General features: G+C 38.6%; 16 protein-coding genes. 7 read left to right on the top strand and 9 right to left on the bottom strand.

Translation table 11 applies throughout. The features are described from left to right. The first annotated feature begins 137 nt into the window (after nucleotides 1–137). Complete coding sequence (locus A3O17_RS02605) at nucleotides 138–1,883, top strand: LPXTG cell wall anchor domain-containing protein (RefSeq protein WP_064212547.1); 1,746 nt, start codon at nucleotides 138–140, stop codon at nucleotides 1,881–1,883. Nucleotides 1,884–2,139: 256 nt separating this feature from the next. Here A3O17_RS02605 and A3O17_RS02600 read toward each other — a convergent pair whose 3' ends face one another. The 6 genes from A3O17_RS02600 to A3O17_RS02575 form a co-directional block, all read right to left on the bottom strand. Then, entirely contained in the window at nucleotides 2,140–3,012 is an 873-nt protein-coding gene (locus A3O17_RS02600) for a DUF6056 family protein (protein WP_155729648.1), read from the bottom strand. Then, a complete protein-coding gene (locus A3O17_RS07975; RefSeq protein WP_263850123.1) occupies nucleotides 2,952–3,356 on the bottom strand; it encodes a DUF6056 family protein in 405 nt (134 codons plus the stop codon). Before A3O17_RS07975 ends, A3O17_RS02600 begins: the two co-directional genes overlap by 61 nt. Before the next feature lie 94 nt (nucleotides 3,357–3,450). Next, nucleotides 3,451–4,374 (bottom strand): polysaccharide deacetylase family protein, encoded by a 924-nt coding sequence (locus A3O17_RS02590; protein ID WP_064212549.1) that lies wholly within the window; start codon nucleotides 4,372–4,374, stop codon nucleotides 3,451–3,453. Beyond that, nucleotides 4,361–4,660 (bottom strand): hypothetical protein, encoded by a 300-nt coding sequence (locus A3O17_RS02585; protein ID WP_064212550.1) that lies wholly within the window; start codon nucleotides 4,658–4,660, stop codon nucleotides 4,361–4,363. Before A3O17_RS02585 ends, A3O17_RS02590 begins: the two co-directional genes overlap by 14 nt. Continuing rightward, nucleotides 4,660–5,865 (bottom strand): glycosyltransferase family 2 protein, encoded by a 1,206-nt coding sequence (locus tag A3O17_RS02580; protein ID WP_064207544.1) that lies wholly within the window; start codon nucleotides 5,863–5,865, stop codon nucleotides 4,660–4,662. The genes A3O17_RS02585 and A3O17_RS02580 overlap by 1 nt, the downstream gene beginning before the upstream one ends. Before the next feature lie 95 nt (nucleotides 5,866–5,960). Next, entirely contained in the window at nucleotides 5,961–6,722 is a 762-nt protein-coding gene (locus tag A3O17_RS02575; protein WP_064207545.1) for a class A sortase, read from the bottom strand. A 309-nt stretch (nucleotides 6,723–7,031) separates the two neighbouring features. Here A3O17_RS02575 and A3O17_RS02570 point away from each other — a divergent pair, with 309 nt between their 5' ends. The 3 genes from A3O17_RS02570 (at nucleotide 7,032) to A3O17_RS02560 (ending at nucleotide 11,208) form a co-directional block, all read left to right on the top strand. Next, nucleotides 7,032–9,569 (top strand): M1 family metallopeptidase, encoded by a 2,538-nt coding sequence (locus A3O17_RS02570; RefSeq protein WP_064212551.1) that lies wholly within the window; start codon nucleotides 7,032–7,034, stop codon nucleotides 9,567–9,569. Between the two features lie 118 nt (nucleotides 9,570–9,687). Next, nucleotides 9,688–10,506 carry a Cof-type HAD-IIB family hydrolase gene (locus A3O17_RS02565; protein ID WP_064212552.1) on the top strand — a complete coding sequence of 273 codons (819 nt, stop codon included), beginning with the start codon at nucleotides 9,688–9,690 and terminating at the stop codon, nucleotides 10,504–10,506. A 72-nt stretch (nucleotides 10,507–10,578) separates the two neighbouring features. Next, nucleotides 10,579–11,208, top strand: coding sequence for an NAD(P)-dependent oxidoreductase (locus A3O17_RS02560; RefSeq protein WP_064207548.1), 630 nt, complete (start codon nucleotides 10,579–10,581; stop codon nucleotides 11,206–11,208). A 30-nt stretch (nucleotides 11,209–11,238) separates the two neighbouring features. Here the strand turns inward: A3O17_RS02560 and A3O17_RS02555 are convergent, their stop codons facing one another. After that, nucleotides 11,239–11,889, bottom strand: a complete 651-nt coding sequence (locus A3O17_RS02555) for a histidine phosphatase family protein (RefSeq protein ID WP_064212553.1) — start codon at nucleotides 11,887–11,889, stop codon at nucleotides 11,239–11,241. Nucleotides 11,890–12,087: 198 nt separating this feature from the next. Between A3O17_RS02555 and A3O17_RS02550 the strand changes: the two genes are divergently transcribed. Next, nucleotides 12,088–12,798, top strand: a complete 711-nt coding sequence (locus A3O17_RS02550) for an MIP/aquaporin family protein (protein ID WP_064212554.1) — start codon at nucleotides 12,088–12,090, stop codon at nucleotides 12,796–12,798. A gap of 56 nt (nucleotides 12,799–12,854) precedes the next feature. On the opposite strand, the gene A3O17_RS02545 is transcribed toward A3O17_RS02550, so the two are convergent. Then, nucleotides 12,855–13,508, bottom strand: coding sequence for a TetR/AcrR family transcriptional regulator (locus A3O17_RS02545; protein ID WP_064212555.1), 654 nt, complete (start codon nucleotides 13,506–13,508; stop codon nucleotides 12,855–12,857). Nucleotides 13,509–13,644: 136 nt separating this feature from the next. Between A3O17_RS02545 and A3O17_RS02540 the strand changes: the two genes are divergently transcribed. Beyond that, nucleotides 13,645–14,307, top strand: a complete 663-nt coding sequence (locus A3O17_RS02540) for a carboxymuconolactone decarboxylase family protein (protein ID WP_064212556.1) — start codon at nucleotides 13,645–13,647, stop codon at nucleotides 14,305–14,307. Here A3O17_RS02540 and A3O17_RS02535 read toward each other — a convergent pair. Continuing rightward, the gene (locus tag A3O17_RS02535; RefSeq protein ID WP_064212557.1) at nucleotides 14,297–15,199 is read right to left on the bottom strand and encodes a LysR family transcriptional regulator; all 903 of its coding nucleotides are present in this window, start codon (nucleotides 15,197–15,199) and stop codon (nucleotides 14,297–14,299) included. The two genes, A3O17_RS02540 and A3O17_RS02535, sit on opposite strands and share 11 nt — an antisense overlap. A 101-nt stretch (nucleotides 15,200–15,300) precedes the next feature. Here A3O17_RS02535 and A3O17_RS02530 point away from each other — a divergent pair, with 101 nt between their 5' ends. Beyond that, nucleotides 15,301–15,717, top strand: a complete 417-nt coding sequence (locus A3O17_RS02530) for a cupin domain-containing protein (RefSeq protein ID WP_064212558.1) — start codon at nucleotides 15,301–15,303, stop codon at nucleotides 15,715–15,717. Nucleotides 15,718–15,926: the final 209 nt, after the last annotated feature.

Raw genomic sequence — 15,926 nt, 5'->3', positions numbered from 1 at the left:
TAAGATTTTCGGGGGGGTTGCGATTCTGTGAATTTTGGCTTATATTGATGACGTTAAGCAAAACTATTTTACATAAAGGTTTTAACAGTTCTACTTGTTAAACCTCTATGAGGATTTATTTTAAGGAGTTGAGTTAAATGAAACGTAAGATGGAAAAAATGTCTGAAGTTTCTCGTGTAAAGACTTACAAAAAGGGTAGTAAGTGGGTCTCATCATTAATGGTTACAGCAGGTGTTGGTGCCTTAGCATTATCAGCTGGTAGTTTATCAGCAAATGCTGACACAGTTGCTGCAAACCATGTATCAAACAATTCAGAAAGCCACGTTGCTTCAGTTGCAACAACTTCAGCAGCTAAGTCATCAAACACAGTTGCATTGAAGTCATCAGCAAACAACAGTTCAGCAAAGGCTAGTTCAACATCATCAGCTAAAGCTAGTTCAACAGCTTCATCAAAGGCTTCAAGCACACAATCAAGTGCTGTAGTTTCATCAAAAGATTCATCAGCTTCATCAGAAACTGAAAGCCAAAAAGCTGCTGATACAGCAAATGCAGCATTCAGTCAAGCACAAAGCGACTTGATCAATGCTCAAAACAAAGAACAAGCTGCACAAAAGTCATACAACACTGCATCAAGCAAGTACAATGCAGACAAGAAGACAACAGCTAATGCTCAAAGTGCATTCAACAAAGCAAAGAATGACTACAAGAACACAGCTAATGATTTGAACTCAAAGAAAGCTGCTGCTCAAGAAGCACAAACAGCATTCAACAAAGCAAAGAAAGACTACATGACAACAGCTAACGCACTTAACGCTAAGAAGGCTACATTAGCTGAAGCACAAAAAGCTGTTTCAGATGCTAACGATGCTTTGACAAATGCCAGCGAAGAATTAAGCGATGCTACAACAGCTAAGGGCAAGAAGGCTGCACAAAAGGCATTTGACAACGCTCAAACAGCATTGCTCAATGCTCAAGACAAAGAACAAGCTGCTAAGAAGGCTGCTGATGCTGCACAAACAGCATTCAACAAAGCAAAAGATGAATACAAGAACACAGCAAATGCTTTGAACACAGCAAATGCAAATGCTCACTGGGCACAAGTAGCATTCGACAAGGCAAAGAAAGAATACAAAGACACAGCAAATGCTTTGAACACAGCTGAAGCAAACGAACACTGGGACGAAGTTGCAATGAACAACGCCAAGAGTGCTTTAACAAAGGCACAACAAGCTGTTACAAATGCAAATGATGCTCTTAAGACAGCCAGCGACATGGTTGCTGCATTGCCACAAAAGCACCATTCAGCACAACCAGCTGATAATCCTAATGATATCCAAAACGGCCCAGCTGAAGTAACACCTTCAAACAACAGCACAAACAATGAGCACCACTCAGCACAACCAGCTGACAACCCTAACGATGTTCAAAACGGTCCTGCTGAAGTAACACCTTCAACAAACACAAACAAAGGCAATGAAGCAAAGCCTTCAACAAACACAAACAAAGATACATTAGGACCTGGAATGACTATCTTTGATAATAATGGTAATGTTAAGAAAGATGTTCCTAATATGCCAAAAGCTGCTTCATCAGAAAAGAAGGCTGCTCCAGTTGCTAAGAAGGCTGAAGCTAAGAAAGCTGTTAAGTTTGTCGGCGGCGAAGAAAAGGCTGCTAAGAAGTCATCAGCAAACTTCAATGCACCAATCACATACACATACAGTGAAAGCGAAGCTGCTAAGACAACATCAGCTAAGTCAGAATCATCAAAGAACACAATGCCACAAACAGGTGAAACATCAAGCAATGTTGCAGCTGTAGCAGGTATGGGTGCTTTGGCTGCTGCTATGGGTCTTGGCTTCGCAGAATTAAAGCGTCGTCACTAATCTGACAGCAAACTGATAACATAACAGTTATCTACTTATTCATTGACTCTCTGATCTATTATATGAAACGTTAAGAGAACCACGTGTGAAAGCACGTGGTTTTTTTGTTTTATAAAAAAGGAAGCTGAAAAAAGATAATTCGGTTTCCTTTTTATCTAATGAATTAAAGTTTGAATTTTTCTGATAATCCATGGATATTCTTTTAGACTTGCAGGAATTGGTTTGATTGGCGTTTGATTATCCAAATAAACGTGTCTTAAGCCATAGTATTTCGCCATCCATGTATTTTCCCAAAGCATATCAGTTTCGTTTCCAGCTTCAAGATATGCCGTTTCATGATATGCACTGTAATTGCAGGCCCAGGAACGTAAATATCATTTCGATGATATTTTTGAGCATTTAAAGCGGCTTGTTCGGCCGTATAGAACCGTTCATAGTTTGATACAAGTGGCGGGTAAACATCAACATACCGTTGAAAAGCAACGCCGCTAATGGCGCATGCACATCCAATTGGAATGATCCACGTGATTTTAGTTAGTTGAACAAGGCGGTTTAATCCAACCAGGCAAGCAGTAATTAACAGAATTACACTTCCGAAATAGGTTCGCGGCGGAATCTGCGGGGATAAGATCAACGCACCAACACTTGCAAGGGCGCTAGCGGTTAATAATTCAGCAATCAGGATGTCGTTATTTAAGTCAATTCGGCGAAAATGATTTTGAATCGACAAAATGAGAATTAAACTAAGTGCAATTGTCAATAAAATCCCATCATACTGGACTAATTGTTCAATAATTAATCTAATTTGAAATGCACGTCCTTTTTCTGAGGCCGCTTCACCAGTATTGTGGGTAATTAAGATAATAAATCCGGCAATGCAACTAAAGGTTGATGGATAAGTACATTGTCGAAATTCAGAATTAGATGAAGATGCATAGTAGAAGTACGTTAATATTATAAATATAGGACCGATATTTTCATTTGTTGCTCCAGTCAGGAAGGCAAGAATAATGATAAAAAAGGTGAAGATTCCGGAATGTTTTCGCGGAATTACTGCCAACGTAAAAATCAAAAGTATCCAAGATAAATCAATGGCATCCAAAGATAATTGAAACTTCCGGAAAGCCATAAAACGGCTCGTTCAAAGTCGGGAAGAAAATAAAACATTGTACAATACGTTAATAATAGATAAATCGGATTAACTTCACGAATTTTCCGCCGAACAAGCAAATTGATCAGTAATCCAACTGCAATGAATGCAATTGGATTAGCAATGTTGAAAATTTCTTTTGGAAACTGCATAAAAAGCTGAACTAATCCCTGAGCAATAAACCGTCCGTTCCACATTTGAGTTTGGTTAATAACTGATTGAATCCACTCAAAAACGTTGTGAATTGCACTAATATGTTTGGTTGGCCATTCACCATGATAAATAAAATGATAAAGAAAATCATCACCAGCATACCCAGTAATTTGATTTAGACGGTAAAAACAAGTACTGATGATGGTGATGATTCCGATATTGATGATTCAATTAATGGTTTTGATAAGCAAATGAAACTTCTTTTTAATTAGTTGCACTTGTATCCACCCATTTCTTTATTACATCATTCCATGAATGGTCATCAACCATTGTTCGTGGAAGCGGCTGATTTAAATCATAACCCGGCGTTACGATTCCATTATCGAGTGAAAAGGTGGTCATGCCATGATCAACGAGATATTTTTGCTCCCGTTGCGTTCCTTCCCCATATGGATAGGCAAAGTAGGGTGTTTTATGACCAATATGCTTTTTGATGATTTTTTCAGATTTTTGGTAATCTTTCTTAAACCGATTGTAATTTCGAGCATACTTTAAAACTGGTTTATTTTTTACGAGATAGTGCATATTATTAGTGTGAACGCCAATGGTTGCATTTGAACTATGCAAGACGTTTCGAAGCTGGTGCCATGTTGCAAAACGGGTCCCGTTATCATATCTTCCAGTGTTGCTGGTAACGATAAAAACAGTGTATGGAATGTTTCCAAGTTTTTTAAGCACAGGACAGGCATTTGTTGAAAGCGTCTCGTCAACGTCATCAAAGGTTAAAACGACGTATTTATGCTTCAAAGGACGATTTTGTTTGATTAATTCAACAGCAGTCGCTACCGGAATAATTCTGACATGATGTTTTTTTAAATATTCAATTTGATATTTCAATTTATTGACAGGCATGCTGTATTCATGCAACTGGTCATTATTTGATAAGGCAAGAGCAAAATGATCTGCAAACAGCCGATTATTTACAACCCGGTGATAGCACAAAACTAAAATTCCATTTTCATGCAATTGCTGGTTCGAAAGTTTACCACTGCTGACTTCTCGATCAACATGCTGTTGCTGAAGATAATCTTTATATTCTGTACATCCAGAAATAGCAATAACAATTAAACATAAAACAATAAAAATCCAATGCCAGCTTCGTTGAAAAAAGTTCTTAATTTTTTTCATTGATCTTACTCTTTCTTTTCAATTGTTTATTCCTTTTTAAATAACGAAATCTAAACCAAATATAACGTGCAATTCCAAAAGCGATGATTAAAATTGCTGAAACAAGTAAAATAACAAACATTGAGTCGATGGTTCGGTAATTGCAATTTGTTGCAACGTAAAAATCAATCATCCATTCCTTAAACCGATGGCAAAGAAAATCAACGAATACAACGACAATGAATATTTGGATAATATTTCCAATGATATAATATAAAAATTCAAATATTTTTTTGAGTTTGGCCATCATTTGATCTTCCCCCGATCAGACGCTCCCCATGCAGCAAATTTTACAGAATCAAATAAGTGATAGAATGCGGAAAAGACAACGACAATGTTGTTTAACCAATAAGCATAGAAGAAAAATGGTAAGTAAAGCCAGTAATTCTTGTACTTAATATAAGTGTTTTTCCAATTAAATAATTTAGAAAAACCATAAAATAGCAGAGTCACGCCGTAATAGGCTACTAAAATTCCAAGATTGATTCGTAAGTTCTTAACGAAAATAAATTCAAAGAAGATTTTGAAAATTGCAAATGAAACGAGGAAAACCCATGCATAACTAAAGCACATATCGAGGGCTAAGAAACGCTGGCCCCATGAAAGGTTTGGAATCATCTTGAAGTGGTCCCGTAAGACTTCAAGGCCGCCGCGGCCCCACCGGACACGTTGTTTAACAAATCCGCGAACGGTTTCGGGAACGTAAATTTGGCATAGTGCCCGCGGTTGATAGGTACAATAGTAACCTTTATCATATAACCTCCATGTAACGTCAATGTCTTCGGTCATTGCTTCCGTGCTCCAGCCGCCGACGTCTTCCAGGGCTGAACGCCGGAAAAGGGTCAACACTCCGGAAACTGTCATGATATGGCCAAGGAAAAACGACTGTGAGCGTTTGATCATGTCAATGTTTAAAATGTATTCGAGAAATTGAAGTTTACCCATTAACGTTGAAACGTTTTTGACAATTGGACGTCCAGTAACCGCCGCAATTCGTTGATCAGCAGAAAGGACAGCAACAAGATAACTTAATGAATCTTTTTTAAAAATTGTGTCTGCGTCAACGCACAAAATATAATCCGCTTTACTTTCGCTTAAGGCACGATTTAAGGCAGCAGCCTTGCCCATGTTTTTCTTTTGGGCTTTAATCTCAATATTTGGGTACTTTTGCGCAAGTTTTTGCATAATTTGAAGGGTGTTATCAGAACTTTTATCATCGATCAAAACCACACGGTAGTTTTGATAGGTGATTTGTTCGAGGGAGTCGATCGAACGTTCGAGAACGGCTTCTTCGTTATAACACGACATGAAAACTTCAACGGAAGGTCCGTTATTCTGCTTTTTAGATCTTAATTTCGTAAATGTTCGTTCACAATAGTTAAAGAAAATTGCGCCGATTATCCAAACAAAAGACATGATGACTGGATAATAAAGCTCAAATCCTCCAATCATAAAGAAAAATCCCCCTTATGGCTGTAATTTTATATAAAATTATTTTTACATCTCGTAAAAAAAAACGAAAGCGGGCATACTGCCCGCTTAAATGATTATTTCTGATGTTTTCCTGTTCCCAACATGTGCAGATAAATCATATTCCATCTTGATGATTTAAGGGTGTATTTCTCATTTAAAAATGCCTTGGTTGAGGCAGGAACATCGTTGTAATTACTTGTTTTTGTTAATTTTGCTTGGTAAACAAACCGTTGTTTTGAATTTTGGTTAGCGTTCCCACACGTAACAAGGGTCAAGTTTGGTTGACTTGAATCTTCAAGAATTGTGTTGTTATGCTGTGAAACAGGTGCCTTGGCATAAATCTTGTAGGTGTATACCTTATGGAAATTCGTGATGTCCAATGTATCACCGACTTTTGCCTTTTGATAGATTGGGGCAAATAACGCATCTTTACTTGATGATACGTTGTGCGCAGCAATTGAATAGTTGCTTTGACCCATTTTTTCATTTGGTTCAAGGGTACCAGCACATAACGAATAGATTGTTTGATCGACCCCATTAACAATCGGAACGTTTAACCCAAGTTTTTGATTATAAATTCCACCAACGACTTTGATTTGTGGGTGGTATGCCCGTGCTTTCGCAACGGCAAAAAGATTTAACGGTTTAACGCTCGCCCAATCATATGGTGCTTTCGTTTTCTTTTCAGTTCGAACCTCATCACCGAAGATGACCGGATGATAATTTTCAATCAGGTAATTGGTGATTGGTTTATTAAAAAGCAAAACAAGTCCAATGATAAAGGCGATTCCAAGGAATATCTGACGAATTCCATATAATAATTTATTCTTTTTCATTGTTCTTTGCTTTGTAAAAAGTTCTATTTTTGAAATAAAACTTACTGCCTTTTTGTCTCCCTCATAATTCTCTTATACACAATATAATATAACATAATCCAAAAAAGTTAAATTCCGAAATAGTTTAGTCTTTTTTTAAGAATTAGAAGATGATTTTTAGGATGTTTTTTAAATCAAAGAATAAAAGGGACCTGATTGCTTGCAAATTAGGAATTGAAGCCTACAATATTTTCTTTAAAAATATTTTGATGTGGCATATACTCAAAGTAGTTGGTAAAATGTTCAACTTAAATATGATGGGGTGATTAAATGACCAAAAAAGAACATTTATACGACCTATTCAAACCAACTCATTATGATGTTTATTTAGACATTAACCGTGAAACAAAGACTTTCAATGGGAAAGTAACCATGGAAGGCGAAGCGGTTAAGCCAAATATCAAATTTAATGAGAAGTTTTTGAATATTACAGCCGTTAAGGTAAATAACGAAGACGTTGATTTTAACGTTGATGATCAGGCAGAAACCGTTGCCGTTAACTGTGGTCAAACCGGCGAAACAACGGTTAAAATTGAATTTGATGCTCAATTAACGGACACAATGATGGGAATTTATCCGTCATACTACGAAGTTAATGGTGAAAAGAAACAAATTGTCGGAACTCAATTTGAAAGTACAGCTGCCCGGCAAGCATTTCCATGTATTGATGAGCCGGAAGCAAAGGCAACTTGGGACCTGGCAATCAAATATGATGAAAAACCAGGTGAAACAATTTTAGCCAACATGCCTGAAAAGGAATGCAAGGACGGGGTTCACTACTTTGAAACGACGAAGCGGATGTCATCATACTTGATCGCCTTTGCATTTGGTGAAATGGTAAGCAAACACACCAAGACCGATGATGGAATCAAGATCGGGGTCTACGCTTCACCAGCTCACAAGGAAGACGAACTTGACTTTGCATTGGACATCACCAAGAATGCCCTTGAATTTTATGAAAAGTACTATGAAACACCATATCCGCTTCCGCATTCATGGCAATTGGGATTACCGGACTTTTCAGCCGGTGCCATGGAAAACTGGGGCCTGATCACATACCGGGAAGCTTTCTTAACATTGGATCCGAAGAATGCTTCATTAAGTGTTAAGCAACACAATGCAACGGATATTACCCACGAATTAGCTCACCAATGGTTCGGTGATTTAGTCACAATGAAGTGGTGGGATGATTTATGGTTGAATGAAAGTTTCGCTAACATGATGGAATATGTTTCAAGCGATGCAATTCATCCTGAATGGCACATGTGGGAAGTCTTCCAAGAAAAGGAAGTTCCAATGGCATTAAACCGGGATGCAATTGACGGCGTTCAACCTGTTCACGTTGAAGTTGAAGATCCCGCTGACATTGACGCAATCTTTGATGGTGCGATCGTGTACGCTAAGGGTTCACGGATGTTAGTTATGGTTCGTTCAATGATCGGCGATGACGCATTGCGGAAGGGCTTGAAGAATTACTTTGATGCTCATAAATACGGTAATGCGGTTGGGGACGACTTATGGAAAGCCCTTGGCGATGCTTCTGGAATGGACGTCAGTGCAGTAATGAAGTCATGGTTGAACCAACCAGGTTATCCAGTTGTAACGGCAAAGATCGTTGATGGCAACCTTCAATTATCACAAAAACAATTTTTCATTGGCGAAGGCAAGGATGAAGGTCGGCAATGGCAAATTCCGTTGAACAGCAACTATGAAACTGTTCCAGAATTAATGAAGGATCAAACCCTTGATCTTGGAAACTATGCTGAATTGAAGCAAAAGAACGGCAATAAGCCATTTGTTTTGAATGTCGGCAACAACTCACACTTTATCGTTAAGTACGATGAAACATTGTTAAACGACATTTTGGATCACATTGATGAATTGGATGCAATCAGTCAACGCGAATTATTGCAAGATATGCACTTGTTGGCTAAGGGTCGCGAAATTTCATACTCAGCCCTTGTTCCATTGATGAGCCACTTTACAAAGAACAAGTCATACATTGTAAATGACGCATTGTTTGAAATTGCTGATGACTTGAAGAAATTTGTTAAACCAGGTTCAGAAGACGAAAAGAACTTACGGACATTATTTAATGAATTAAGTGCTGCCAAGTACGCTGCTCTTGGAATCGAATCAAAAGATGATGACGATAACGATGCCGTATTAGGCCGGCCAACAATCGTGAAGGCTGCTTTGTATGCAAAGAACGAAAAGGCCATCAAGGATGCCCACGCAATGTTTGAAGCTCACAAAGATCACATTGCAACGATTCCAGCAAGCGTTCGGCCATATGTCATGATGAGTGAAGTTGCAAATTACGGTAACGAAGACTTGATCAAGACATTATTGAACGAATACCGGCAGACAAGCGATGGAATTTATCAACGCGACTTAAGCACTGCATTGACTGCAACATCTGATAAAGCTGCAATTCAAGAAATTCTTGAATGCTTCAAGGATGCTGACACAATTAAGCCGCAAGATTTGCGTGAATGGTATGTTGGATTGCTTGGTAACAGCGAAGCTCAACAAGCTACATGGGATTGGATGCGTGATAATTGGGATTGGTTGATCGACACATTGGGTGGCGACATGGAATTCCATACTTACGTAACCGTGACAGCTAATACCTTCTACACAAAGCAACGGTATGATGAATTCAAAGCATTCTACGAACCAAAATTGGACACTCCAGGATTGAGACGTGAAATTGAAATGGATGTCAACTTGATCAAAGGAAAAGTTGATTTGGTTGAAGCCGAAAAGAGTGCAGTTGAACAAGCAATTGCAAATGAAGTTAATTAATTGACTATGTTTCTACTAAGAGGTTGTGACGTGAGTCACGACCTCTTTTTTGAATCTTGAGATTGAAATCCATTAATGTTAAATTAATTGTAAACGATTTCAAAAGAGAAGGATGGTTATGAAAAAGAAGCTGATCGTAACGGATATTGACGGAACGTTGGTAAATGACCAAAAGGAGATCATGCCGGAAACCAAACATGAATTAAAAAAGTTGATTGCTCAAGGACATCGAGTTGTTTTATGTTCCGGACGCTCGATCAATGGCTTAAAGGATTACTTAATGACGCTTGGATTGTGGGCCATGCCGGATGAATATGCAATTACTTTTAACGGGGGCAACGTCTTTGACTTAGCAACGATGAAATCAATTGATGCCCATTATTTGTCAGCTGATCAAGCCATTGAAGCTGATCAGTTGGCGAAGCAACTAAGGGTCGGCGATACTTTAGTTGCCGCATCCCAGAAATCATATGCAGTCAGTTCGCAAATGAATGCCCAAGCATTGGAGGATATTCGCGACAGTCAATTGGTACCGTTTGAAACTGATAATTACGATTTTTTAGAAGGGGAGAATATTCAGAAATGTCTATGGACTGATGAACCGGATAGGATTACCACGGTTGCAAAACAAATTCCGGCAAAGTATTTTGACGAATTTCAGATTGTAAGAAGCGGTCCGATTTTTCTTGAGTTTTTACCGCAAGATTCAAGTAAAGGGAATGCGGTTCATCATCTTGCTCAGCGGTTAAACGTCGATTTGAAAGACGTGATCGTTTTTGGTGATGAAGAAAATGACCTGTCAATGTTTAAGGTTGCCGGGACGGCAGTGGCAATGCGGAATGCTCGTGATGAGATCAAGGAATATGCGGATCAGATCACGGTTGCTGATCACAATCATGATGGAATTGGCAAGACTTTAAAATTAATGTTTGAATAATTTATCTTTTCATAATTTGAAGATATCAGTTAAAATGGTTGATATAGAGATGAATGAAAAGAGGGACTTAAAATGAAGGTTGGAGTTATCGCCGCCAATGGACGGGCTGGCCGGCGAATCGTTAAACGGTGCGTTGAAGAAGGATTTGACGTGACCGCAATTGTTCGGCATGAAAATCAAACCGCAGCTCAAAATGTATTGTTAAAAGATTTGTTTGATTTAACAACTGACGATGTAAAGGATTTTGATGTGATCGTTGATGCTTTTGGAACTTGGGATGCAGATGCGGTTGGTCTTCACGTTTCATCAATGCAACATTTAATTTCGATTTTGCAAAAAACAGATATTCGGTTGATTGTAGTTGGTGGGGCAGGCAGTTTGATTGCTGATCCAGAAATGAACATGCAATTAGTAGATACGAAGAATTTCCCTGAAAAGGCACGGCCAGTAGCAAAGGCGATGAGTGTTGCTTTTGATAATTTACGGATAAGCAAGGATTTAAGGTGGACGTATGTTAGTCCGGCGGTTAACTTTAAACCGACCGATGAATCTCAAGGACATTATGTAATTGTAACGGGTGATAATTTATCGTTTGATAAAAATGGCAAGAGCGAAATCAGTTATGCCGATTACGCGCGGGCATTGGTTGATGAAATTAAAAACGATAAACATGAAAATCAACGAATTTCGGTTCGGTGGTAAAAGAATAAGCACGCAATTTGCGTGCTTATTTTAGTAATGATTGTAATATTCAACTGAAATTTTGCCGTGGTCATCAACAACCAGTTTGGTTACTGATCCGTTTTTAGGACCGTTGACGGTTGCATTGTATTCCGGCGCGAAGTGGTCAACAATTGTCCGAATCGTCAAGCTGTGGCTTACAAGAAGCAATGTTTCACCGTTCCCGTGATGTTCTTTAAGGTATTCGAAACCAGCTGCGATTCGGTTCCAGTAAGTTTGGTCATCTTCGGCGTCGCCCCATGGGTCAGCTTCGTGAAGAAGATCGCGGGTCGCAGCGGCTCCCAGTTTATCTAAGATCTCATAATACGTTTTACACCCGTGCGGAAGGCCCACCATTGTCCAAATATGGCCGGAATCAGCGCCTTCAAAGTAGCCAAAGGATTGTTCCCGGAAGTTTGGTAATTCGTGCGTTTCAGGCGCTTTAAATTGATTTTCAGCGATGATCATGTCGCGGGTTTGGATTGCGCGGGGTGAATCACTACTGTAAGCAAAGTCAAACTGAACGTCTTTAAGCCGTTGACCAGCTTTCTTGGCATCTTCAATTCCCTGATCAGTTAAGGGTGCGTCACACCATCCCTGAAAGCGGCGATATTTATTCAAAATTGTTTGCCCATGACGGGTTAAATAAATTGTAAAACTCATTATTATTCCCCATTTACTATGATTTGATTATTTTTATTTTATCATACCTGATTAAATTTCTTAAAGTTGTTTAAGAAAAGGGTGATTGATCGAATTTTCTGAAACAAAAAGCTATAATCTTTTATGTTGTGAAAATTAATTTCAGTTCTTGAAATTGAGAATTGATTTTCAAAATTAAATTGGGAGGCATAGGAGATTATGCATGGATTTATCGGTGAATTTTTCGGCACGATGATCTTGACCGCCATTGGTTGCGGCGTCGGTGCTGGAATCAACTTAAAGGGGACCTTCAGTCGGGGTCAAAATTGGCTTTTTGTATCCCTTGGCTGGGGTCTTGGAATCACGTTTGGGGTTTACGTTGCCGGAACGTTAGGTTCAAAAGGCTTTATTAATCCGGCCATTACGTTAGGAACTGCAATTTGCGGCTTGTTCCCATGGAGTCAAGTGTTGCCATATTTAATTGGTGAATTTTTGGGAGCATTTGTCGGAGCAGCACTTGTTTTAATTCAATACTACCCACACTTTAAGGCTTCAAAAGATGAAGCAGATGGCAATTCAGTTGGAATTTTTGCAACGGCTCCCGCAATTGACAGTCCAGTCTTTAATTTCTTTAGCGAATTGATCGCTTCATTCATTTTCATTTTTACGTTGCTTGATTTAGGCAACTTTACTCAAGGATTAAAGCCATTGATCGTTGGTTTGATCATTACCGCAATTGGGATGGCGCTTGGTGGCACGACCGGCTTTGCGGTTAACCCGGCGCGTGACTGGGGTCCACGGTTGGCATATACGATCTTGCCAGTTCCAAATAAGGGAACCGCTAATTGGAAATATGCTTGGGTTCCAATGGTAGGTCCAATCGTTGGTGGAATTTTAGCTGCCGGTTTGCATGTTGTATTAATGAAATAGAATTAATAATTAATAAGAAAGCGCGAAGATGGAATTTTTCATCTCCGCGCTTTTTTCTAACTAATTTCAGTATTATAAAGTCCATTTACATAAATTTGAATTTCAATTTCAGCTTGTTCCTCAAAGCTTCCTTGTGGTCCCGGATAGCCGGCTTGTTTAATTGCTTCCTTTTGAACGCTTGATTCATTGTAAAGGTGGAAAAGATGGGGAAGCACTCTTAAATGAAAGTATACGAGCCGTTCAGCTTGTGCAGAATCCAGTTTGGGAAGGACTTTGATAATGTCTTTTTTTACTGCTTCTAAAATTTTAAAATAACTTTTTTTAAATGGAATTAACTTTTCAAGCGTAACGTCCTTTTCAATTAACTCTCCAAGCAAAGGGAACCAGTGAAGAATCCGCGGGTACTTAACGGCAGCTTGAACCCAGACCTTGCAAAAGGCACTCAGGGTTGGGGTCTTAAGTGGCTGAAGATTATCGTGAAGGGTATTGGCCCACTCAACAAAATCCTGTTGAATGATCAGCAGGATCACTTCATTTTTGGATTTCACGTACTGGTATAAATTGTTACGAGTAAAAGATAGTTTTTCGCCTAATTTTTTCATTGTGATTTTATCGAATGGCAAGTCTTCCATCAGTTCAATCATTGCCGTTGTGATTTGGTTAATTCGAATTTGCCGTTGTTCGTCGTTGCGTGCACGTTGAAATGTCATTGTAAGATCTTCTCCTATATTTTAATTGACAATTTACACTGTGTAAATTATTGTGAAATTGTGATTTAAATTACACAGTGTAAATAAACACAATATAGTTTAACATAGCCTAATTAAGAAAGGATAGGGGATAGAAATGAAAATGGATCAACAATTCAATGCAATTTTGAATAACTATTTGAAAGACTTTGACCAAACGCCGATTTCAAAAGAACAAAAAGCGATGCTTCCAATTATTGCATTCACCGTTCAAGGAATTCCAGAACAAATCAAGTCGCATGTTCAAGTGGCCATTGATCAGGAAATAAACAGTGAAAAAATTTTGGAAGTTATTTATCAACTCGAACCAGTAGTTGGGGTTGGTAAAGTCCAGGCGGCGTTGACCGTTGCGCATCAAGTAATCCCTGCAAATCGTCAAATGCAACGTCAAGATAATCCGCAATTTGGTAAAGAAGTTCAAGCTCAGATTTATGGGACTGAAATTCGAAACTTACTTGCTGATCTTCCCGATGGAGCAGGTGATTTTGTCGCTGACCATTTAACAAGCCACTTTTTTGGTGACTTTTATCAGCATGAAACATTAACGGTGGTCGAACGCGAATTATATGAATTGATGGCGTTAATTACACTGAACGTTGACTTTCAAATTAAAGCGCACGCTAAAGGCTGTCTTAAGGCTGGTAACAGTGAATCGCTGATTATCTGGATGATCATTAATATGTTGCCATATATTGGTTTCCCGTTAGTAATCAACAGCATTCAAAAGGTTCATGCTGCAGCGCAGGAGATTAATAACTAGCCTGGGTTTCACGTGAAACATGTTGTTTAACGAACTCAATAAAGGTCATTACTAAGTTAGAGTAATGATGATTTTTCCGCCAAATCAAACGGTGGCTGGTTTGTAAATAGTTTTCAAATGGAACGAAAACAATATCTGGATATGGGTTAAACCGATTAATACTATCAATTCCCAACATACAGTAATCGTGTTGATGGATTAACGGCAAACTATTAGGAGATAAATTCGCTGTAATTTTAATATTCAGCTTTTGGGGATCGAGCCCAACAACTGCATTTAATTCGTTTTGCAGAATGTTCCGCCAAGGATAAATGATTGGATAGTCTCTTAGGTCATCGGCAGTGATGGTTGATTGATGTGCAAGCGGATGTGTCTGATTAACAAAAACGCCGTAACGTTCATAAATCGGGAGACTGAGGTAATTATATTTCGCGGTTTCGATGGGAGTGATCACAAATCCGAGATCTAAAATTCCCGTATCGATTTTATCCTTAATGTCATCCCCAATCGCACTGTAAGTTTGGAATTTCACCAATGGATATTTGGCTTGAAACTCGGCAATTAAATCGTCAACAAGGAAGGAAACGTTGCTTTCGACGTATCCCAGATTAATCGTGCCGCTAAGTTCATGGTGATTAAAACTTTGGATTTCACTGGTGGTCTGGTTGATGAGGGTCAAAATATCCTGCGCACGATGCTCGAGCATTTTTCCTTCGGCAGTCAACGTGATTTCGCGTTTTCCACGAATCAATAATTGAGTTCCCAATTCATCTTCAAGCTGCTTTAACTGGCGGCTTAATGTTGGTTGGGTAATATGTAATTCTTGAGCGGCCCGGGTAATATTTTGCATTTTGGCAACGGTTAAAAAATACTTCAAAATACGTGTTTCCATAAAAATCATCCATTCATTTTAGACATTGTAATTGATTTGATATAAGTATTTTAAATCATAATTGATAACCAGTACAATTAAAAATGAAGGAGGGATTCGCAATGGGAAAGAATGAAAATGAAGTCAAAAATAACTTATTCGGCTTTGGAAAATTAAATACTCAGTACGCAGATGTTTTTATTGGAAACAGTTACTTAAATTCATTAGTATCCAAGGATGACAACATTGATGTTGGGGTTTCAAACGTTAACTTTGAACCCGGTTGTCGAAATAATTGGCACATTCACCATAATGGTTTTCAAATTTTGCTGGTCACGGCTGGTGAAGGTTGGTATCAGGAAGAAGGCAAAACGGCCCAGTTGCTTAAACCTGGTGATGTGGTTGCAATTCATGAAGGGATAAAGCACTGGCATGGAGCAACCAAGGACAGTTGGTTTTCACACATTGCTATCACAAAAGGCGAAAGTGAATGGTGTGAACCGGTTTCTGATGAAGAATATAATCAACTCGATAAATAAAGCGTAATGGTATTAAGTCAAGGATAAATTAATTTGATTTATCACTATGTTTCTTGTTTTTAGACGCACTCAAATAAGACTAGCCTAAAATCCTAAAAATTTTAGGTTGAGAAGGATATGCGCATTGAATAAAAATTATTTATTCAGTCTCTTTAGCCTCCTTCGGTGGCATATAGAGTTGGTGATTACGTAGTAGCGTATCCACCAAG

Origin of the sequence: Ligilactobacillus aviarius, assembly GCF_001654615.1 — a bacterium.
GTDB classification, from domain to species: Bacteria; Bacillota; Bacilli; order Lactobacillales; family Lactobacillaceae; genus Ligilactobacillus; species Ligilactobacillus aviarius_B.
Note: the sequence above shows the minus strand (reverse complement) of the source record. Positions and strands in the feature narration are given on the sequence as shown.

Excerpts from the sequence above, each read along its gene's own strand:
- A3O17_RS02545 (WP_064212555.1), bottom strand. The coding sequence starts at position 13,508 with ATGACATTTCAACGTGCACGCAACGACGAACAACGGCAAATTCGAATT.
- A3O17_RS02600 (WP_155729648.1), bottom strand. The coding sequence starts at position 3,012 with ATGGCTTTCCGGAAGTTTCAATTATCTTTGGATGCCATTGATTTATCT.
- A3O17_RS02575 (WP_064207545.1), bottom strand. The coding sequence starts at position 6,722 with ATGAAAAAGAATAAATTATTATATGGAATTCGTCAGATATTCCTTGGA.
- A3O17_RS02580 (WP_064207544.1), bottom strand. The coding sequence starts at position 5,865 with ATGATTGGAGGATTTGAGCTTTATTATCCAGTCATCATGTCTTTTGTT.
- A3O17_RS02565 (WP_064212552.1), top strand. The coding sequence starts at position 9,688 with ATGAAAAAGAAGCTGATCGTAACGGATATTGACGGAACGTTGGTAAAT.
- A3O17_RS02540 (WP_064212556.1), top strand. The coding sequence starts at position 13,645 with ATGAAAATGGATCAACAATTCAATGCAATTTTGAATAACTATTTGAAA.
- A3O17_RS02560 (WP_064207548.1), top strand. The coding sequence starts at position 10,579 with ATGAAGGTTGGAGTTATCGCCGCCAATGGACGGGCTGGCCGGCGAATC.
- A3O17_RS02605 (WP_064212547.1), top strand. The coding sequence starts at position 138 with ATGAAACGTAAGATGGAAAAAATGTCTGAAGTTTCTCGTGTAAAGACT.
- A3O17_RS02585 (WP_064212550.1), bottom strand. The coding sequence starts at position 4,660 with ATGGCCAAACTCAAAAAAATATTTGAATTTTTATATTATATCATTGGA.
- A3O17_RS02530 (WP_064212558.1), top strand. The coding sequence starts at position 15,301 with ATGGGAAAGAATGAAAATGAAGTCAAAAATAACTTATTCGGCTTTGGA.
- A3O17_RS02570 (WP_064212551.1), top strand. The coding sequence starts at position 7,032 with ATGACCAAAAAAGAACATTTATACGACCTATTCAAACCAACTCATTAT.
- A3O17_RS02535 (WP_064212557.1), bottom strand. The coding sequence starts at position 15,199 with ATGGAAACACGTATTTTGAAGTATTTTTTAACCGTTGCCAAAATGCAA.
- A3O17_RS02555 (WP_064212553.1), bottom strand. The coding sequence starts at position 11,889 with ATGAGTTTTACAATTTATTTAACCCGTCATGGGCAAACAATTTTGAAT.
- A3O17_RS02590 (WP_064212549.1), bottom strand. The coding sequence starts at position 4,374 with ATGAAAAAAATTAAGAACTTTTTTCAACGAAGCTGGCATTGGATTTTT.
- A3O17_RS02550 (WP_064212554.1), top strand. The coding sequence starts at position 12,088 with ATGCATGGATTTATCGGTGAATTTTTCGGCACGATGATCTTGACCGCC.